The sequence below is a fragment of the Aurantibrevibacter litoralis genome (assembly GCF_034651555.1).
GTDB lineage: Bacteria > Bacteroidota > Bacteroidia > Flavobacteriales > Flavobacteriaceae > Aurantibrevibacter > Aurantibrevibacter litoralis.
The window spans coordinates 408,735-429,245 of the sequence record NZ_JAYEEQ010000001.1 but is presented as its reverse complement, the minus strand read 5'-3'; the positions used below and the strand labels follow the sequence as shown (position 1 = coordinate 429,245).

Genomic DNA, 20,511 nt, shown 5'->3' with positions numbered 1-20,511 from the left:
CAAGTTTTGGGGATCAAAACTGACGTATTTTAGGTTCGTCAAAATTAGAGTACTTCTGAAAACGTTGAAGCGCTCCCGTATAGAAAAGACGTATAATACAATGTATAACAAAAATTTATTCTGATGAAAAAAATCTGCTTGGTTATCGTTGCCCTACTGGGCATTTGTACTAGTAATTCTCAAGAAAAAGTGGACGTTCTTATTATTGGCGGAGGTGCTGGGGGTACCTCGGCAGGCATACAAGCGGCTCGTATGGGTGTATCTGTAAAAATCCTTGAGTCAACAGAATGGCTTGGGGGTATGCTTACCGCTGCAGGGGTTTCTGCCATAGATGGGAATCATGAAATGCCCTCAGGAATATGGGGAGAGTTCCGGCAACATTTATATGATTATTATGGAGGTGCCTCAGCCGTAGCCACAGGATGGGTTAGTCATACGTTGTTTGAACCATCTATAGGAAATCAAATTTTAAAGAAAATGGCAGACCTCCCCAATCTACAGATACTATACAAGACCAGGTATTCCGATATAGCACAGCACCACCAAGGATGGACTGTAAGCTATAATCAAAACGGTAAAAAACATACCACGGAAGCCAAAATCCTAATCGATGCCACAGAGATAGGAGAATTGCTACCCCTAGTTGGTGCCGATTTCCGTTTGGGTATGGACTCTAAGACCGATACTGGGGAAGAAGAAGCTCCCGAGATAGCCAATGCCATTGTGCAGGATATTACGTATGTTCTCATTTTAGAAGACGTTAAAACCTCAAAAGGACAGAAGGGATTGGTAAAAAAACCAAGAAATTATAACCCAAAGGATTTTGAATGCGCCTGTAAACGAGAAGGTGGCGAAATGTTTGGCGCCGTATCTGACTGTGTTCAAATGTTGAACTACGGAAAATTACCCAATAACAAATACATGATTAATTGGCCCAATTGTGGTAATGATTTTTATCTGGATTGGCCCGTTTTATCGGCTGCGGAGCGGAGTGAAAAACTTAAAGAAGCAAAATTATTCACTCAAGGGTTCATTTATTACATTCAGAATGATTTAGGGTTTAAAAATTTAAGAGTGTCCAATGAGTTCCCTACGCCGGACCACTTTCCCATGATTCCTTACGATAGGGAAGCAAGAAGAGTCCGTGGAAAAGCTTTTTTAACCGCAGAACATATGGAAAGACCTTATGATTTCCATCTTTATAGAACAGGCGTCGCTGTTGGGGATTATCCTATAGACCATCACCACGACAAAAATCCGGAAGCGCCTAAAATTAATTTTATCAATATAAAGATTCCAAGTTATAATATTCCTTTGGGAGCATTAATCCCGGAAAAAGTGCCCAATTTTATTGTAGCAGAAAAAAACATTAGCGTATCTAACATAGCTAATGGCGCCACGCGACTTCAACCGGTAGTTTTAGGTATAGGACAGGCCGCCGGTGCTTTGGCGGCTACTAGTATTTTAGAAAACGTCAAACCTGCCGATGTATCTGTTCGAAAAGTGCAGCAAAGTTTATTGGAACAAAAAGCCTACATTATGCCGTTTATAGATGTAAAATCCGACGATCCTGCCTTTTCATCCATTCAGCGTATTGGTGCCACGGGCATATTAAAAGGTTTTGGGATTCCCTACAAATGGGCCAATCAAACATGGTTTTATCCGGATCGTATTGTTTCAGAATACGAATGGCTTCAGGGTCTATTGCCGTACTATCCTCAAATAAAAAACATCCAAGGTTCGGGGGCGGGTATAACACTTCGTTTTATGGAAACTGTTTTCTTAGAATTAGATCCTACCTACCAAAAGGCGCATACAAAGCGGACATGGAATCCAGAAGAAATAGGGGTTACGTACAATGAAAATACCGCCTTAGATCGAAAGGCAGTTAGTGTTTTAACCGATAAATTTCTAAATCCGTTTGCCCTAGAAATTGACTTTCAAGGTTATCTACATTCGCAACCCTAGGTAATCAAGAGTTAGTCTTCATAAAGCTCTACAATCATTTCTACTTCTACGGCAATATTGCTTGGTAAGGAACCCATACCTACCGCAGCCCGAGCGTGTTTCCCGTTTTGTCCGAAAACAGCAACCATAAGATCGGAGTATCCGTTAATTACTTTGGGATGGTCTGTAAATTCGGCTGGGGCATTTACCATTCCCAATACCTTAACAATACGTTTTACTCGATTTAAATTTCCAAGTTCTGCTTTTAGAACCGCGAGTTGGTTCACCGCTGTAATTCGCGCAGCTTCATAGCCCTGTTCAATGCTTAGATCTATACCTACTTTTCCGGAGATGTATTCCCCGTTGTCCTGTAATGGCCCCTTCCCTGCCAAAAAAAGTAAATTTCCGCTGCGCACCGCATTCACATAATTTGCAACCGGTACGGCAGGTGCTTTTAACGTAATGCCCAACGAATCTAACTTGGCTTCCGGATTATAGTTTATATCTGCTTTTTCAGGCTTGTTCGCTTGTAGTGGTACTGCATTTTTTGTTTCTACGGTCTGATTGCACGACAAGGCCATACTTGCCATACCTATCAAAATTAATTTTCTCATACTCTTCTTTTTGTGTTTATTTTTTATTAGCTCGCATTTTGTAAAATCTCCTTTACACGCTGCGCTACAATGCGTTCTTGCCCAGGTTCCATCATCCATGTAGTAATCCCCACAGTTTCTTTATTACCTACAGTTTCAATAGACGGATGACCCTCTCTAAGTTGTTTACGCAATTCGTCTGGAGTAATCCTTACACTCTTCTGATCCCAACGTATGCGCAAACTGGGCACATGATTCGCATGGGGCGGTACATGTATTTCTGTTTTTACCCCGGGTACAGAAAGGGCACTATCACTAATCAGCTTAATTTGATTCTCCCAAAGTTCCCATTCCTTTTTATGATCTTTGGCTAGATACAACTCTAAAGCCACCAACATCCCCAACACTTCTTCTTTGTTTACTTTCATGCCTCTGGCAATGGTTGTTCCTCTTGGGGGTGTATGTAAACGTGCGGCTTCAATATACTTACGTTTACCCAAAAGTAAACCGGCACTCTGAGGACCTCGAAGGCCCTTGCCTCCGGAAAAGGCAACCAAATCAAACCCTAAGCGTGTAAACTTGAAAAGGTTTTCCACAGGCGGTACATCGGCCGCACAATCTATAAAAGTGGGTATATTGTGCTTTTTTCCCAATGTTACAAAAGCTTCCCAACCGATCTCCCCCATATCAGTATTGGCATTTAGAAACCAAAGCATTGCTGTATTTTTTGTGATTGCTTTTTCTAAGTCTTTGGCCGTTTTTACTTTTATTAATTTTGCTCCGGTATTCGTCAGGGCGTGGGTATAGCCAATATCATGGGCCTCCTGCAAAATAACTTCATTTTTAAGTCCGGTTGCATCGGGTAACTTCGCTACTTTCTTTTCATCCATCCCACACATCACTCCAGCCAACCCAATGGTCATTGCACCAAAGGCTCCGGAAGATACTGTGGCATATTCGCATTGCAGTAACTCCGCTATGCGTTCGCCCACCTTATCATGCAGCTCATCCAGATTTACATATTCGGTAGCCCCGTACGCTATAGCCTCGGTAACCTCTTTGCACATCAATGATCCTGTCATAGACGTGTAAGTGCCGGCCGCATTGATAAACGTACGCAACCCTAATTCTTTGAAAAAATTACGGGTTAAAGGCGGAACAGATACCAGAGATTTTTCTTGACCCGACAATAAACCGGGACTTAGCATGCCCGCCAGTGGAAGTGCAGATAAGGTTTTTAATAATTTTCTTCTGCTATGCATAATGTTTTATTTTTAGATTAATCTAATGCCGCAATACAATCCATTTCAACTAAAGAGTTTCCTGGCACCCCCCCATAAGTGGCCACGGTAGTGCGCACCGGCGGATTTTTTCCAAATCGGCCTCGAAATACTTCGTTCATTTGCTTGTAATCGGCCAAATCGGCAAGATACACATTCACTTTAAGCACTTTTTCCATAGAGGACCCGTGTTTTACCAATTCCTTTTCAAGTTCTTTCAGCACATGATCGGTATGTGCTTTGATATCTCCTTCAAAATGAGCTCCTTTTCCGGCTACATAGAGGGTATTTCCATGCTTTACGGCACCTGAAAAAAGCGGAATATCTTGATCTAAGACAATGTCTCCTACTACTTCTTTTTCTGAAACTGCTTCTTTTTCCATAGCACGCACCGAACTAATGCCCAATAGCGCAGCCAAGCCCATTCCTATTTTTTTAAACGATCCTCTTCGAGTGGTTTTGTTTTCCATTGTTTTTATATTTATTGATTAATAAAAGGGTAGTTTACCTTCTAGTACTATTTGTTCCATGGTTCGGCTGCGCGTCCGTTAAGATCGTAGACCACTTTTCCTTCACGAAGGGTAACTTCGCACTCCAATTTTTTATCGCCCTCCATTTTCTTTCCTTGGGTATCAATAAACCCAAAATTCTCTTTCCTTAGGTTTAGAATTGCTATATCGGCAACCGCTCCTACAGACAAATGTCCCAAGTCGGTTCTCTGTATAACTTGTGCCGGATGCCAAGTGCTTGCCGCAATAACCTCCTCTAAAGACATTCCTAAGTTTACGAATTTGGACATAATATTAAGCATATCTTTCATACCGCCATTCATGCTACCTGTATGAATGTCTGTGCTTATGGTATTTGGTTTAAATCCTTGTTGTACCGCCGGTATGGCCTGCGCAAACAGGAAACTACCTCCTCCGTGTCCCACATCGAAAATAATACCTCTTTTCTGAGCCTCAAAGGCAAAATCTTCCACTTTTCCTTTTTGGTTTACTATCGGAGTGCGCCCTTTAACATGGGCATAGGCATGTGTAAAAATATCTCCGGGGCGCAGTTTTTCCAAAAATAGCGTTTTAAGCGATAGTTCTGGCTGACTGCCTCCAAAATCGATCATTACGGGAATATTGGCTAATTTTCCTGCTTCTACGGCACGCTCGGTAGGTGTCCAATCAAAACCACTAAAATGGGCTAATTTAACCCCAACAATGATTCCCGGATATTTTCTGGCAACAATAGCAGTGAGTTTGGGATCCATGTCATTCACATTCTGCTCTACGGCACCACCCTTCATTCCGGCACCTACAATATTCAAAAAAGACAACACTCTGGTTTTCGATCTATCGATAGTCTGTACCTTGAACGTTTCAAAATTTCGCCATCCCGCACCACCTACATCTACAGCAGTGGTAACTCCACTTCTAAATGTAAAACCATCCGGAGGCAAGGCTGTATCACTATTGCTAAGATAGGCATTGGGTTCTGTGCCAAAAAAATGATGTCCGTGTATATCTATCAATCCCGGACTAACATACATCCCTTTGGCATCAATAATTTTTTTAGCCTGACTTAGAGGTATGTTTACGGCTATTTTTGCTATGTTATTGTCTTTAATTGCAATATCGATCACCTTTGAAATTTCATTCTTAGCATCGATTACATGACCATTTTTTATGAGAATATCAAATTCTTGTGTCCAACCTTTACTCATTAAAAAAACAAAAATGAGTACCATACAGTAGTTTAGTCTATGATTTTTTTTCATTTTATATCTGATTTAGTATTTATTCGGTACGTATAGGTATTGGGTTGTTCTCTTTTTGTTCAGATCTTACGCTTTCTACCAAATCGGTTGTTACGGCATCTGCTGCATTCCCAAAACTTGATCTTATATAAGTTAATACCTCAGCAATCTCCTCATCACTCAAAAACCCATGCTGTGGCATAACGCCATTATACACTTCATCTCCTATTTGGAGGCTTCCTTCCATACCATTTAAAATCACTTTAATCAACCGCACCTTATCCCCCGTGACCCAGTCTGTGTTTATTAACGGAGGAAACCGTCCGGAAGCCCCTTTGCCATTTAATTGATGGCAGGCACTGCAGTAGCGGTAATAGGTTTGAGCCCCACCTACTAATTGATCTTTCATTAAATCATCATCAATTATATTTGGCGTACGCACATGTGTTGCCATTTTACGCTCTTCCATTTTTGCCAGTTCTTGATCACCAAAAGAAACCTTATCACCATGAAATGTTATTTTCCAAATTTTACCCTTTACTGAGTCTGATATATACATAGTGCCATCTGGCCCAAAGGCAATACCCATAGGGCGATATACGGCATCTTTAACACTAATTATAGGATCTACCCGGGCAAACCCATCTATAAACACTTCCCACTCACCGTTGGGCTTTCCTTCTTTAAAGGGAACAAAACCAACAATATAACCCGATTGCGGATAAGGTGCTCTGTTGGTAGATCCGTGAAATGCAATAAACGCACCATGCTTGTATCGTTCCGGAAATTGATCCCCTTCATAAAATACCAAATCATTGGGAGCCCAATGCCCGGGAAAACCAATAATAGGGTTGTCAAAATCGGCACAGCGACCTATAATTTCACCATCACCGCCATATTCCGGAGCCAGTACTTTTTTTTCCTTTAATTGATCGTAATAACAATAAGGCCAGCCAAAATTAGAACCTTCGGTAACTTTCATAAATTCTTCGGAAGGAAGTAATGCACTTTGCCAGGGTGAATAGGTGTTCGGCCAAAGTCGCAACAAATCATCGCGCCCGTGTTGTACAATATAGAGTTCTTCATCTACCGGGTTCCAATTCATAGCTACCACACTTCGAATTCCGGTGGCATACTTATACCCGTCTTTTTGCGTTTGCCCCAATTTTTCTGCATCAAAACGCCAAATACCACCATGTTCTTCGAGTTGTGGACAAGGATCTAAGCCAGCTGCACCAGGGGTTCGTTTTGGATCTTGGCAGGCATTGGAAGGTGCACCAAAAGGGATATACATATTCCCCTTATTGTCGAATGCAATGGGTTTGCCTATGTGTTCGTGTGATCCATGCGGATGATCGTCTGTGAGTACAATTTCCATTTCGCCCTCCGGCACTAAGGTTTTAGGATTTAGTTTATACCGATAGACCACCAATTCCGAACTAAAATAAAGGTACCCCTTGTAAATGCGGCAACCCGTGGAATATCCCCAATTCCTTAATTTATCGGACGAGTTGCCGAATTTCTGCACTATATCTGCCTTACCGTCGTTATTGGTATCTCGTAAAGCCGCCAAGGAACCCTCTTTACCGGGATTTTTAAAATTCACATACAGATCGCCATTGGTATTTACAGCCAAATGCCTAGCCGTTTCGGGAATACTGTCTATAACTACAACAGCCTTGAAACCTTCGGGCAAATAGAGTCCGTCATTTGGAATTGGTGTTGTACATTGTAGCAAAGAGAGGGAAAACATGCCCAACAACACAAATTTGAAGTGCCGATTTTGATGCAATATAGTTCGCATTCTTGTTTTCATTGCATTTAGAAATTTATAGAAAATGCTTCACAGTTATTTAATTTTTAAAGCTTTTGTAATCATTGCTTCACATAAATTGCTTTCCCCTTTGTATTGCTCTCAGTTTGATCGATCCTTATTTTACGACTATTAATCTGCACCATTATTCAAAAAAGAGATCTCCAAAAAATAGAGGCTGATGAAAATCCGGCTTGTCTGTGCCTACAGGATGCCATGAGAGGTAATGTGGTTTTGAGGTTTCGTCACCACATTTATAAAAATTAGCTTTCGCATGTAATCCTTTTAAAGAGAGTCCCTGGGTTTGTGTAAATGCCGAAGCGGGTATTACTATCGTCATCTCCCAATACATGTTGCCACTGCGCTCTACAAATGGTGCTGTACCCAAGGAAGATGCTGTCTTTATTTCTGATTCTATAATTTTAGGTGCCACAAAAACTCTGTCCTTTCTTGATGATCCATACGCCAAGTGGGTAACCCCAATGGCATTAAACTCAAAATTGTAATAATTACCATCTTGTAACGGGTCTACAAAAAATTCTACACAACTATCCTTATGGGTGGCACTATTGGTCATTGTACGTTGTGCCAATACATGTGCTTCATTCACATAAAAAGTAAGCCAAATTTGATCGTTGTGATGTCCTATTCTAAACCGTACTTCCGGTTGATACGGAAAGGAGTCCCAATTGATTTGGTCTATGGCATGGAGGTCTGTGTTTTTCTCTAATAACACTTTTACCTCCTCCAAAGTAGGATTTCCTTGATGCTTAATTTCTTTAACTCGCAAGGTTCTTTCTGCTTTATGTGCACTATCACATCCCATACTTATAGAAAATATAAAGGCAACCAAAACTACTAAGGATGGAATTCGCCACATGGTGTATCACTTTTTAAACCAAATACGTTCTTTAATAATCTTCCTTCATCCAGTTATATGGTACTCTTTTAATCCATTGCCCACGAGTAAAATCGGGAAAATCCTGAGGTTCTCCGTTATTGGCTATAGAAAGCTCGGACAAGGGGGTAACAGCACTCCATGCCGCTGCATCATACGCATCCATAGGGGGTGTTATTTTTGCTTTTGCAGATTCCACAAAAGCATTTAAGACAAAAAAGTCCATGCCCCCATGTCCTGCATTTTCGGCATATTCTCCATATTTTTTCCATAAGGGATGATCGTATTTTTTTAACCATTCGGCATCAGCATCCCATTGATGCGCCTTTTTAGATTGTCCTTCGATATACATTCTGTCGCCATCATTTTCCCAAAGTCCATTAGCTCCTTGAACCCTAAATCCGAGGGAGTAAGGTCTCGGCAAATTACAATCGTGGGTAATCATAATGGTTTCTCCGTTAGCCGTGTCAATAGTTGACGTAATTACATCACCTTGCTTAAATTTTATCTTGGCATTAGGATGGTCCTTCCCGCCCACTTCCACGACATAATTGTGAAGTCCTATAGCTTTTGTAGCATGAGAGGTAAGGGATACCAAGCGGTTTCCCCGATTTACATTGGCCATTACGGCCATAGGTCCAAGGCCATGGGTAGGATACACATCGGCATTGCGTTTTACGGAATGTGCGGTACGCCATTTGGCCTCGGATATCCCTTTATCGCCAAATTCTGCACCTCTGCCGTACGGGTCTTTCCCATCATTGAATTTCACAAACCGCAGGTCGTGTTGGTAGCCGCAGCGAAAATGCACCAATTCCCCAAAAACATCTTGTTTTACCATATTGAGTATGGCTAAAATATCGCGACGGTAATTTACATTCTCTAAAAGCATCATATGGGTACCGGTTCTTTCATGGGTATTAACCAAATCCCAACACTCTTCTAAGGTATTGGATGCGGAAACTTCCAATCCTGCATATTTGCCCGCTTCCATGGCATCTACGGCCATGCGTGTATGCCAAAGCCAAGGGGTAGAGATGACTACTGCATCGACCTCTTTTAATTGCAGTAGTTTTTTATACTCCGTCTCATGACTGCTAAAAAGTAGGGGAGCTTTCCCTCCCGCCTCAGCTATTAAATTCTTTGCAATAGCGATACGTGCCGGATCTATGTCGCAAACCGCAGTAATATTTACATCCTTTCGCAACAATAAGTTCTGTAGGTGGTTGGTGCCTCTTAATCCCACTCCTATCATACCCACATTTAATTTGTCGTTCTTACTGTAGGTGCCATAAGTAAATGAAGGTGCCATAATAATGCCGGTTCCCAAAACGGCGGTACGCTCCAAAAAAATTCTTCTCGTCGTATTGCTCATAGGTAGGTTTCCTTATAATTTCTGTTGCTACATGTATAGTTAGTTCGTGTCACTTAAATTAAAACACCTCTGTTTCTCCCGGTGTAGGTATTTTATAAAAACCTTGTTCATCGGGCACTACCGGTGGCGTAGAATTCCAGGTTATGTCTTCCGGAACCAAAGCCAAATTAGACTGCATGGCAGCCTCCCAATCTATTACCTTGCCCGAATACGTAGCCATGCGCCCCATGATCGCTGTTAAGGTGCTTTTAGCCCCATTTTCAGCATCGGCAATAACACCGCCATTTCGGATGGATTCAAACAATCGGTAATGTTCTTCTTGATAGGGATTATGTCCTTTTTCGGTACGGTAGGTAAAAAGCTTTTCTCCGTTGAACCCTGTGATGGTAGCCGTACCTGCATCCTTCATTTCAATGATCCCTTTGGTGGTCTGAAAGGACTCTCCAACTTTATACATCGTATTGGGTTGGTGCCTGCATTGACTCGAAATTACAGCACCGCTCGGATAGGTGAATTCTACAAAATGATGGTCAAATATTTCTCCGTACTCCTTCCCTGTTCGTACTTGGCGACCGCCCATTCCTTGTGCACTAACAGGATACTCGTTCAAAAACCAGTTGGCAACATCAATATTGTGAATATGCTGTTCTAAAATATGATCGCCACAAAGCCAATTAAAATAATACCAATTTCGCATTTGATATTCCAGTTCGCTTTGTCCCGGTTGGCGTTCATTTACCCAAACGCCACCACTATTCCAGTAGACCTGTCCGGAAACAATGGTGCCCGCCTCCCCGGCATGTAATCGCTTGGCTACTTCAATGTAATTGTTTTGATAATGACGCTGAAGCCCAACTACCACATTTAGTTTTTTTTCTTTCGCTAGTTTGGCTGCGGCAAGCACCTTACGTACACCCGGCACATCGGTAGCAACCGGTTTTTCCATAAAAACGTGTTTCCCGGCCGCTATGGCGTATTCAAAATGTTCCGGTCTAAATCCGGGTGGCGTGGCTAAAATCACCACATCAGCAAGGTCTATTGCCTTTTTTGCAGCTTCAAAGCCTACAAATTTGTTTTTCTCAGGCACCGCAAGTTTTTTGGTGCCTTCAAATTCCTTATAAAGCGTGGCATGGCAATCCTTTAATCGGTTTTCAAAGGCATCAGCCATGGCTACCAACACCACGTTCTCATCGGCCTTAAGAGCCTGACTGGCTGCACCGGTTCCTCTGCCCCCACAGCCTACAAGCGCAATTTTTAATTGGGTATCCTTAGCTTCATGAAACATTCCCTGAACCGCAAAGTGAGGCAGCACTAAAGCGCCGGAAGCGATGACGGAATTTTTAACAAAACGTCGTCTGGTCGTACGAATATTGCCTAGATCTTTTCGTTTTTTCATTTCAAAATAATTTTTACACTTAGGTTTGTTGCTTGTTTTTATTGCCTTTTTATAGATTCTATTTTAATTCTCAATAAGGGCTGTAGCTTCGATTATACTTGGCGCCTATTGTGGTTACGCTGATTTTTTTTTAATTTTCCTGAATCCAATACTTTTGTAATTCTACTAAATTTTCAGGCGGATTTGCCCGAACAATCCGAAACCCCACAAAGGCAGCATCTGTATTCCACCATTTACTTTTGGGCAATTGCGGATCCCTCAAAATCCATTCCTCTGATGACGCTGTTCTTGCAGCGCTACGCAACGCCTCCTTTTCATCATCCCACGAACCGCCTCTTACGGCTACAGGATATCTTTTTTTGGTACGTACAAGCGGATTATTGTGAATTTCACCATCCGAAGGATATCCTTCACTATGATATTGATCCAATGTCCACTCGGCCACATTCCCGTGCATATCGAATAAACCCCAAGGGTTTGGTTTTTTTAAACCTCCTTTATAATAGGTAAAATCACTATTATCCGCATACCAAGCATAATTATCTAAAAGGGAAGCATCGTCACCAAAGTGATAGGCCGAAGTAGTTCCCGCACGGCATGCGTACTCCCATTCTGCCTCGGTAGGCAAGCGGTAAAACAGACCTGTTTTGGCAGACAACCATTCACAAAACTTAGAGGCCGCCAACTGCGTTATATTTACCACAGGAAGCCCTTTTGTACCCATACCCAAGCTCATATCCACATAAGGCTTTGTGGCTCCGGCAATGGCATCTATATCCCAAATTATCTCTTTTGCTTCTTGTGTTTGAGCCACATCATCAATATTCCGGTTTACATAAAGATTATACAAATCCCAAGTAATTTCATATTGCGACATCCAAAATGGCGCTAGCTGCACTTTTCGCTGCGGGCCTTCATCGGTTTTACGCCCTACTTCTAATTCCGGACTTCCCATTATAAAAGTACCTCCGGGGATGGCGACCATTTCTATGGTGAGGTCGGTACCGGAAATTTCCTGAGTATAGTGTCCGCTCTGAGCAGCTAGCGATCCATGGAGGCACATGATTAAAAATAATACATATAAACCATGCCTACCTATCTCTAGAACATTTAAGCATCTTCTTATTTTCTTCACCTGAAAGCCAATCATATATATGGAAAACCTTTTGTTTCTGAACCTTCCCGAATATATGAAATCGTTTTTGTTTTTCGCAATACAAAGCACACAATTGTAGGTTTCCAATTTCTTTTTAGTACTAGAATTATCAATGTATTGTAAATATACGTAAAATACCAAAGTAGAATAGCAAAGAATAGCATAGTTATTATGTTATAAACAAACCACGAATTAAGGCATACTTCTGCAATCAATGCAGCGTGGCACTTACCGTACCTGTTCGAAACGGAATTTATAACGATTTCCGTCGAATGAGGTGCATCGGCAAGATTTTTTTAACTTCTTTTCCATCCTTAACATGATTCGCTGCCAAATGTGCCATTTCCGTAAAACTGGTTGATATGGTTGTAATACCACCACCAACAAGTTCTTTAACCACATGATCATCATGGGATAAAATCCCGATATCGTTTCCAACCTGCAATTCAAAATCCCTGCAATCTTTTATTATCTCCCACAGATTGGTATCCGACGGACAGAAATAAAGGGTTCCTCGTTGCAAAGAACCTTCCGTATATTTTTCTTCAATAACACCATTAATGTCATAGGTCTTACTGAATTTTGTAAATGCCCTAACCACCCCCGATGACACTTCCGATTTAGGGTTGAAAAACAGTATCACTTTGTTAAATTTTCTGATATCGGGAAGGAGTGCCACGAGCTTTTCATAGTTACTCTGTTCAAATTCTTGCGCAATATAAGAGTAGGTTTCAGGCATCGTAAGGTACCTGTCTATCATAAGTAATTTTTCCGGGGGTACTGCTTTTAGAATAGGTATTATTTTGGGGTCATCTATAGGCGCTACTACATACTTTCCATATTTCCCTTGGATATTAGACATTATGGTTTGAAACAAACTCAAATTATTATGATGAAAAAACACATCAATTTGATACGGTTTTCCGAGTTGGTTCCTAAAAGTTTTATAGAATTCTTCCTGAAAGCGCTGAGAAGCATACATTAAAAGCGCAATTTTTAGCGTTACTTCTGTATTCATACTGCTAATAAAATAGCCCTTTACTTTCTTGCTTTCTACCAAGCCTCGGTCCTTGAGCTCCTCGTACGCTTTTACAATGGTCTTCCTGGCAAACCCCATCTCCTTTACCATAACATTTATGGAGGGCAACTGATCGCCTACCCCTAACAAACCCTCTTCTATGGCCCAAATAATCCCGTGCACCAGTTGTTCGTGTTTGGACAAAATAGGATCCGAAGCAAATTGTTGAATCTTGTTTATTAATTCCATCTCATAAAAATCATTACTCAAAAACAAAAAATATGTATCTTCCAATTATTTATGGACACATAAATGTATCTATTTCATGTTTTATTACAAAGTAAGAGGTAATTTACATGATAGCCATTATTGTACGACTAAAATTGATACACATTGTAGAATTCTCGTTTGAACACACCAATACGCTTTATATATTCCACAACCATGACAGCCAACCCAACCCAACGCCTGTTTTCCCTCGATGTCTTTCGCGGACTCACCATGTTCCTATTGGTGGCCGAGGCCGCCGGATTTCATCACCATTTTTATGAAATGGTAAAAGAAAGTCCCTTTTGGGCATCCATAGCGGAGCAATTACACCATCATCCATGGCGCGGTCTCCGATTTTGGGATTTAATTCAACCTTATTTTATGTTCATTGTTGGGGTAGCCATGCCCTTTTCCTTGAGAAAACGTTTGGTCGAAGGAAACCGGAAAAGTGTGACCCAACATATTCTAAAACGCTGCTTTCTGCTGTTTGCCTTTGGGGTCTTGCTCCATTGTGTCTATAGCCAGGCGTTGGTATGGGAACTTTGGAATGTCTTGGTACAGTTGGCCTTCACCATTCTTATTGCCTATGCCCTAATGGAACTGCCGCACAAAACGCAACTGCTTTTTTCTGCCGGTTTATTGGTGTTGATCGAAATTGCCTACCGCATGTACAATCCCCAAGATCCTTATACCCATGGGACCAACTTTGGATCCTGGACAGATCTGTTGTTTATGGGTAAAATAAACGATGGCGGTTGGGTCACCATCAATTTTATCCCCACTGCGGCCCATACCATTTGGGGTGTTGTTTGTGGCCAAATGTTGCTGTCTGGCAAATCGCCCGCAGAAAAATTAAAACCGATTATCATTGGGGGTTTCATCATCCTTGTGCTGGGTTTTACCTTAGATCTTTTACACATCACCCCGATGATTAAAAGAGTGGCCACCTCCTCCTTTACCTTAGCTTCGGGCGGTTTTGCGCTGCTTACTCTGGCACTGTTCTACTGGTGGATCGATGTAAAAAACAACCAAAAAAAATGGCTTCGCATCTTTTCGGTGGTGGGTACCAATTCCATTTTCATCTATCTCTTTGCGGAAACCGTTGGCCACCAATGGTTCACCGGCTTTGGAAAGATTTTCACTTATGGACTATTGGCTCCTATTGGCGTTCCGGAGGATATCATCATGGTGGTCAATGCACTGTTTGTACTTTTTATTTTTTGGTATATCACCTATTTTCTGGACCAACGCAAAATCTATTTTAAAGTGTAGCAGAATGATTCTTTTTTTGGGTGGATAATCAACAAAATCAGATTTTTTTACCATACAACCACGGAAATCTAATTTTAAAAAACAAATGCCTAATTTTGCGCCCAACAAAAAAATAGACATGACCTTACTTTTAATGGCCGCCGGGAGCGGTAGCAGATATGGAAAATTGAAACAGTTTGACGACCTTGGTCCCCTAGGCGAATTTTTAATGGAATTTAGTATATATGATGCCCTGGAAAATGGGTTTCAGCATATTGTGGTCGTTACCAAAAAAGAAAATGTAGATTTCTTGCAAAACCACTTGTCGGACAGACTACCCAAAAACATTAAGCTCGATGTCCTTGCGCAAGAACTCACCGACCTCCCCAATGGTGTTGCCTATACTGGAGAACGGCAAAAACCCTGGGGTACCGCACATGCCGTATGGACGGCAAGAAAGGTCATTAAAACCCCTTTCGTAGTCCTAAATGCCGATGATTATTACGGCAAACCTGCCTTTAAAAGTGCTGCGGACTTTATGCAAAACACGGCCCATAAAGATGCTTTCGCGCTTGTAGGTTATACCCTTAAAGACACACTTTCCGAACATGGTTCTGTTTCCAGAGGCGTTTGTACCGCAGATCATTCCAATGTGTTATTATCTGTAAAAGAACGAACCCAGTTACAATGGCAGGAAGATAAGGTGGTAGATTTAGATTCTGCCACGGAATATACCGGCAACGAACTGGTGAGTATGAATTATTGGATTTGCAGACCCTCCCTATTTGAGGTTATTGAAGACGATTTAAGAACCTTTTTCGCAAAGGGTGAAAATTTAGATAAAGGAGAAATCTACATTCCATTCGTAATTCAGGAAATGGTACAAAGCGGAAAAACAACGGTACACGTACTTCCTTCCAAGGGCAAATGGTTTGGAGTAACCTATGCTAGTGATAGAGTCATGGCTGTTGATAGTTTAGCGGAAATGACACAAAATGGTTTATATAGCTCTCCGTTATGGAATTAATAGGGAACCGTTGTGAATGAAGCGCCATTAAATCGCATCTTAGCCCATTTTACCTTACCGCAGAAAAAGTATCGCTTTAAAGGGCTGCATCAAGGGTTCATTAACGACACCTATTTGGTGGTAGAGGATACCAAACCCAAATACATCCTGCAACGTATAAACCATTTGGTTTTTAAGGATGTCCCCGGATTAATGGGAAATATAGACCATGCACTGCACCGCTTAAATGCACCGGATTATACCCGGATTTCCTTAGTAAAAACAACATCTGGTATGCCCTTTTGCCAAGATTCAGGATATTGGCGATTAATGACGTATATTGAAGAAAGTACAGCATACAATACCACTACCGATGTTGGTGTCGCTTTTGAAGCAGGGCGCATTATTGGAAAATTCCACCAACTTTTGGAGCATACCAACGTGGAAGATTACGTGGACACCATTCCCCGTTTTCATGATCTGGAATGGCGCAAGACAGAATTCTGGGAAGCTTTGGAAATGGCACAACCGGACAAATTACATCAAGCAAACGAGGGCATTATATTTGCAAAAAAAACGCTACAAATTTTAGAAAAACTACATGAAGCTAATTTTCCGGTCCGTATTTGTCATAACGATACCAAACTAAACAACATTCTATTTTCTACCGCTACGCAAAAGGCACTGTGCCTTATTGATCTAGACACCCTTATGAAAGGGTACTTTTACTACGATTTCGGGGATGCCATCCGAACCGTTGTAAACCCGGCCAACGAGGACGAAAAAGACCTATTTAAAATACGGTTTGATCCGCAGTTATTTACCGCCTTTGTGGAGGGACTACAGGCCAATGGCGCCTTTTTAACACAAAAAGAAATCGATCTTTTACCTTTGGGGGCTGCCTTTATGCCCTTTATACACGGTCTGCGTGCCCTTACAGACTACCTCAACAACAATCGCTACTATAAGGTGGCCTATGAAAACCAAAATCTGGATCGGGCTCTAAGCCTATTTAATTTTACTGAAAAAGCACTTCGTGAAATCGATTTTATGCGCACTGTCCTGAAGGAAAAATTACTGCCCCTAGCCACCTCTTAACAGCATTCGCAATCAAAATTTCCATTTTTGTGTCCCCTTGGCCAAACAAAAATCCGATCTTAAAAAGGGAATCATAGGTCTATTAGTACAGCCCATTATATACTCCTAGTTAAAATCATATTCAAAAATATACGTACTAAGGAGTTTTGTGTCAAATTGTGTTGTGCAAAGCCTAGGATAGCAACATTAAAATTATAGTTGTATCTTTCTGACAGTAACCATAAATCATCGCCAAACCAATCAACCCAAAGTAAACAAGACATGTGCAAAAAAATAGTACTCTGCGCCATTTTAGGCATGACCATTATAGGTTATCTTAGGGCTCAGGATCTTTCCGCAAAAGCCAACACCTTTCTCCAAACACTCCCTGCCGAATTGCGTTCGCAGACTGTTTTTCCTATAGACGATACCGAACGTTTTAATATGAATTACGTACCCATTCCAAGGAAAGGGCTTACTTTTCACGAGTTTAACGAAACCCAAAAAAGTGCCGCAATACAGCTCCTTAGGGCTACTTTAAGCAAGGAAGGATACCGAAAAACAAATGAGATTCAACAATTAGAAAACGTGTTGATCCTTATAGAAAATAACAACTACCTTATGCCCGACGGCAAGTTACGGCGCGATCCGTTGAACTACCATTTCAGCATTTTTGGAACTCCGTCGCCCACAAATCCTTGGGGTTGGCGGTTTGAAGGGCATCATATTTCCTTGAATTTTACCTCCGGTGACGGGAACATTATTTCCGGTACGCCCTTTTTTTTGGGATCCAACCCGGGTATTGTACGTATTGAAGAGGAACAGGGCAAACAAGTTTTAAAAAAAGAAAGTGAACTTGGGTTTGCATTGGTCAATTCTCTAAATGAAACGCAATTAAAAAAAGCCAAATTCTCAGATGTGGCACCCGCAGAAATCATCACAGAAAACAAGCGAAAAGTAGAAGGCATCGCCCTAACCGGCATTTCTTACGGCAACCTCAACCCTACCCAACAAAAGATATTTGATGCCTTGTTGAACGTGTATATCGGAAATTATATTTTTGAATTTTCGGAACGCTTTCGTAAAAAAATAGAAAACGCAGGTATGGAAAATCTTCATTTTGCGTGGGCCGGAAGTTTAAAAGAAGGGGTAGCGCACTACTACCGCATTCATGGCCCTATGTTACTTATAGAATTTGATAACACTCAAAACAATGCCAATCACATACATACCGTAATACGCGATCTTAGTAATGATTATGCGGAGGATTTTTTGCAAGCGCATTACAAAAAGGAACATAAATAGCAATATCCCCTTTTACTGTTCTTTAGATACCAACCTTAATCGTTGATTCATCCAATAGAGCAAATAATAGGGGATACTATTGATGTAAAGGGCGCTTTTAATGCTTCTTCCAAGCTCTGGAAGCAAACATGGCATCTACCTCGGTATGATTTATATGATTAAAATAATTGCTAAACGTCTTTACCCCAATCCCTGTAATGACACCCAACACATGCTCCGGAGTATAACCGGCGGCCAAAAAGGCATCGATTTCTTCCTGTGTGGCATTGCCACGACTTGATGTCATAATTTTAGAAAAGGTGCTCAAAGCCGCTAGTTTCTTGTCGGACACAGGCTTGCCATCTCTAATGGCATCTGTAATTTCCGTGGGTACGCCACTCATTTTATCGCCCACAAAACTATGTGCAGCTACGCAATAATCGCAGTTGTTTTCTACCGCTACAGAAAGTAAAATAACTTCTTGTTCTACGGATGAAAATCCGGAATGCGCTCTAAAAGAATTATAGGCATAGGCGTAAGAATCTAACAACGATGGATTTATGGCCATCCCGGCATACATATTGGGTACTACACCCATTGCTTTTTTAGTTTTTTCCAATATTTCAGCCGCAACCGGATGGGCATTTTCTATCGTTTTAGGTTCTAGTCCTTCTACTTTTACTTCATTCATTTTCTATCTATTTTAATTAAACTTCTGTTTTTCTATTTTTATCAGATCCTACAATGGAAAAAGAGGCTACTAAATAGGGAACCATAAAATTCATTATAATTTTTAGCCATGGTATTTGCTGCACATCGAGCGCAACCAACGGTTCCCAACAATTGATAAGGCTTAAAATGATCCCTACAAACATGCTTGTTTTTAGCGATCTTCGGATCACAGACTTTTGGAAAATGGCCTGTAGCATTGCCCTCATTACACCAAGCTTTTTACCGAAAGTGTAATAAAGTCATCTAACTCCTTTGAGGAAAAGTGCTTGCTGGCGGTAGATAATCCCTGCAAAACACCCATAAGATAATTGGCATAAGCATGTACATCCACTTCTGCCCTTAGCTGTCCATTGGCCTTGGCCTTTTGAAGTACACCTTGGAATAAGGATTTTATAGTTGCTGTAAATCTGGTAATCTCCATTTTCAAAACTTCATCCTCTTCCTTCAATTCTTGCAGCGTATTGATCATGAAACAGCCTTTCCCCTTGTCATCCGAATGCCGTACAAATTGGACAAACCTGTAAAAAAACGTAGCGATGTCCGTGATATCGCCTGTAGAATCTTCTAAATCCTTTAGCAAATAGGAGGTGATGTGCTTTTCATACAACGAAACCGCCTCCTGCAACAAGCCCTGCTTATTTTTAAAACTGGCATAAATGGAAAATTGGTTAATGCCTAAACGCCCTTCCAAATCCCGCATGGTAGTCCCTTCATAGCCCTTTTCCCAAAAAAGATGCATTGCTTTTTCGGCTACTTCGGCTTCTATATATTCTTTTTTTCTAGCCATTATCTAAACCTACCTCACAAAACTAAGCAATTGTTTAGTTTTGTGAGGTAGGTTTAGCAAGACTTTAACTTTCCCGTCTTTTTTAGAAAAGGTATCCTTTTTTGAAGAAATGTAGCCCGGGCTATTTACCGTAGTCCTTTTGATTATAGATCTTTACAGCCGTCTGTCTGTTTCCGAAATAGCCACATCATTGATACTGGCAAAACGTTTTTGCATTAATCCGTTTCTATCGAATTCCCAATTTTCGTTGCCATAGGCACGCCACCATTGGCCATCCCTATCTTGATACTCATATTCAAAACGTACAGCAATTCGGTTTTCAATATGCGCCCAATATGATTTCTTTAATTTATAATGCTGTTCCTTGTTCCATTTGTCAGAAAGGAAACGAATAATTTCTTCTCGCCCATTTATAAAGAGGTTGCGGTTTCTCCATTCACTATCTAGCGTATAGGCCAAAGCAACCCGCTCAGGATCTTTACTGTTCCAAGCATCTTCTGCGAGCTGTATTTTCTGTTTGGCCGTTTCTTCTGTAAAGGGTGGCAGCGGGTGCTTTTGTTCCATAAAATGAATTTATTTTTGCACTATGCAGACATTTCTCTATGAGTAGCAAACCACAAAGGGATTTCCTCTCTGTTTATTTCAATCTTTTATTTTGACGAAGGCATACATCCTTCCTTACGCACAAGAAGAGCCTTACCGTAGCGTGCTTCTAAAACCGCTTCGATCTATGAAAAAGGATGTTACGAGGTGATTGCTATTGCTCTGAGATGCTGTTTCTTCCGATTTTTGTTTCTATAGGTCGCAAAGTTCCACGTACTTTTATGTGCCAGCGCATCGTATATTATGAACTGCGTTCCGCATCATATTATACACAACCC

At 41.2% G+C, this 20,511-nt stretch carries 19 protein-coding genes; 5 read left to right on the top strand and 14 right to left on the bottom strand.

Annotation, left to right across the window (positions count from 1 at the left end; genetic code table 11):
* Positions 1 to 123: 123 nt before the first annotated feature.
* Complete coding sequence (locus U1E44_RS01790) at positions 124 to 1,968, top strand: FAD-dependent oxidoreductase (RefSeq protein WP_322929215.1); 1,845 nt, start codon at positions 124 to 126, stop codon at positions 1,966 to 1,968.
* Between the two features lie 11 nt (positions 1,969 to 1,979).
* Here the strand turns inward: U1E44_RS01790 and U1E44_RS01785 are convergent, their stop codons facing one another.
* From U1E44_RS01785 to U1E44_RS01740, 10 genes are all read right to left on the bottom strand, one after another.
* A complete protein-coding gene (locus U1E44_RS01785; RefSeq protein ID WP_322929214.1) occupies positions 1,980 to 2,561 on the bottom strand; it encodes a RidA family protein in 582 nt (193 codons plus the stop codon).
* A gap of 26 nt (positions 2,562 to 2,587) precedes the next feature.
* A complete protein-coding gene (locus U1E44_RS01780; RefSeq protein WP_322929213.1) occupies positions 2,588 to 3,802 on the bottom strand; it encodes a hypothetical protein in 1,215 nt (404 codons plus the stop codon).
* 17 nt (positions 3,803 to 3,819) lie between these two features.
* Entirely contained in the window at positions 3,820 to 4,290 is a 471-nt protein-coding gene (locus U1E44_RS01775; protein ID WP_322929212.1) for a RidA family protein, read from the bottom strand.
* A gap of 47 nt (positions 4,291 to 4,337) precedes the next feature.
* Positions 4,338 to 5,588, bottom strand: a complete 1,251-nt coding sequence (locus U1E44_RS01770; protein ID WP_322929211.1) for an amidohydrolase/deacetylase family metallohydrolase — start codon at positions 5,586 to 5,588, stop codon at positions 4,338 to 4,340.
* A 19-nt stretch (positions 5,589 to 5,607) separates the two neighbouring features.
* Positions 5,608 to 7,383: a PQQ-dependent sugar dehydrogenase gene (locus tag U1E44_RS01765; protein ID WP_322929210.1), complete on the bottom strand. Its 1,776-nt coding sequence runs from the start codon at positions 7,381 to 7,383 to the stop codon at positions 5,608 to 5,610.
* Between the two features lie 142 nt (positions 7,384 to 7,525).
* Positions 7,526 to 8,260 carry a carbohydrate-binding family 9-like protein gene (locus U1E44_RS01760; protein ID WP_322929209.1) on the bottom strand — a complete coding sequence of 245 codons (735 nt, stop codon included), beginning with the start codon at positions 8,258 to 8,260 and terminating at the stop codon, positions 7,526 to 7,528.
* Positions 8,261 to 8,291: 31 nt separating this feature from the next.
* Positions 8,292 to 9,653: a Gfo/Idh/MocA family protein gene (locus U1E44_RS01755; RefSeq protein ID WP_322929208.1), complete on the bottom strand. Its 1,362-nt coding sequence runs from the start codon at positions 9,651 to 9,653 to the stop codon at positions 8,292 to 8,294.
* 58 nt (positions 9,654 to 9,711) lie between these two features.
* Positions 9,712 to 11,049, bottom strand: coding sequence for a Gfo/Idh/MocA family protein (locus tag U1E44_RS01750; RefSeq protein ID WP_322929207.1), 1,338 nt, complete (start codon positions 11,047 to 11,049; stop codon positions 9,712 to 9,714).
* Between the two features lie 130 nt (positions 11,050 to 11,179).
* Positions 11,180 to 12,112: a formylglycine-generating enzyme family protein gene (locus tag U1E44_RS01745; protein WP_322929206.1), complete on the bottom strand. Its 933-nt coding sequence runs from the start codon at positions 12,110 to 12,112 to the stop codon at positions 11,180 to 11,182.
* Between the two features lie 346 nt (positions 12,113 to 12,458).
* Positions 12,459 to 13,472, bottom strand: a complete 1,014-nt coding sequence (locus U1E44_RS01740; RefSeq protein ID WP_322929205.1) for a GntR family transcriptional regulator — start codon at positions 13,470 to 13,472, stop codon at positions 12,459 to 12,461.
* A gap of 195 nt (positions 13,473 to 13,667) precedes the next feature.
* Between U1E44_RS01740 and U1E44_RS01735 the strand changes: the two genes are divergently transcribed.
* From U1E44_RS01735 to U1E44_RS01720, 4 genes are all read left to right on the top strand, one after another.
* Positions 13,668 to 14,765 carry an acyltransferase family protein gene (locus tag U1E44_RS01735; RefSeq protein WP_322929204.1) on the top strand — a complete coding sequence of 366 codons (1,098 nt, stop codon included), beginning with the start codon at positions 13,668 to 13,670 and terminating at the stop codon, positions 14,763 to 14,765.
* Positions 14,766 to 14,883: 118 nt separating this feature from the next.
* Positions 14,884 to 15,771 carry a nucleotidyltransferase family protein gene (locus U1E44_RS01730; protein ID WP_322929203.1) on the top strand — a complete coding sequence of 296 codons (888 nt, stop codon included), beginning with the start codon at positions 14,884 to 14,886 and terminating at the stop codon, positions 15,769 to 15,771.
* Positions 15,772 to 15,783: 12 nt separating this feature from the next.
* Positions 15,784 to 16,848, top strand: coding sequence for a phosphotransferase enzyme family protein (locus U1E44_RS01725; RefSeq protein WP_322929202.1), 1,065 nt, complete (start codon positions 15,784 to 15,786; stop codon positions 16,846 to 16,848).
* Positions 16,849 to 17,109: 261 nt separating this feature from the next.
* On the top strand, positions 17,110 to 18,132 hold the full coding sequence (locus U1E44_RS01720; RefSeq protein ID WP_322929201.1) for a DUF3500 domain-containing protein: 1,023 nt from the start codon (positions 17,110 to 17,112) through the stop codon (positions 18,130 to 18,132).
* A gap of 97 nt (positions 18,133 to 18,229) precedes the next feature.
* Here the strand turns inward: U1E44_RS01720 and U1E44_RS01715 are convergent, their stop codons facing one another.
* From U1E44_RS01715 to U1E44_RS01700, 4 genes are all read right to left on the bottom strand, one after another.
* Positions 18,230 to 18,802 carry a carboxymuconolactone decarboxylase family protein gene (locus U1E44_RS01715; protein ID WP_322929200.1) on the bottom strand — a complete coding sequence of 191 codons (573 nt, stop codon included), beginning with the start codon at positions 18,800 to 18,802 and terminating at the stop codon, positions 18,230 to 18,232.
* Between the two features lie 16 nt (positions 18,803 to 18,818).
* Positions 18,819 to 19,049 carry a hypothetical protein gene (locus U1E44_RS01710; protein WP_322929198.1) on the bottom strand — a complete coding sequence of 77 codons (231 nt, stop codon included), beginning with the start codon at positions 19,047 to 19,049 and terminating at the stop codon, positions 18,819 to 18,821.
* Entirely contained in the window at positions 19,049 to 19,630 is a 582-nt protein-coding gene (locus U1E44_RS01705) for a TetR/AcrR family transcriptional regulator (protein ID WP_322929197.1), read from the bottom strand. The genes U1E44_RS01710 and U1E44_RS01705 overlap by 1 nt, the downstream gene beginning before the upstream one ends.
* 153 nt (positions 19,631 to 19,783) lie before the next feature.
* The gene (locus U1E44_RS01700; protein WP_322929196.1) at positions 19,784 to 20,194 is read right to left on the bottom strand and encodes a nuclear transport factor 2 family protein; all 411 of its coding nucleotides are present in this window, start codon (positions 20,192 to 20,194) and stop codon (positions 19,784 to 19,786) included.
* Between the last annotated feature and the right edge of the window lie 317 nt (positions 20,195 to 20,511).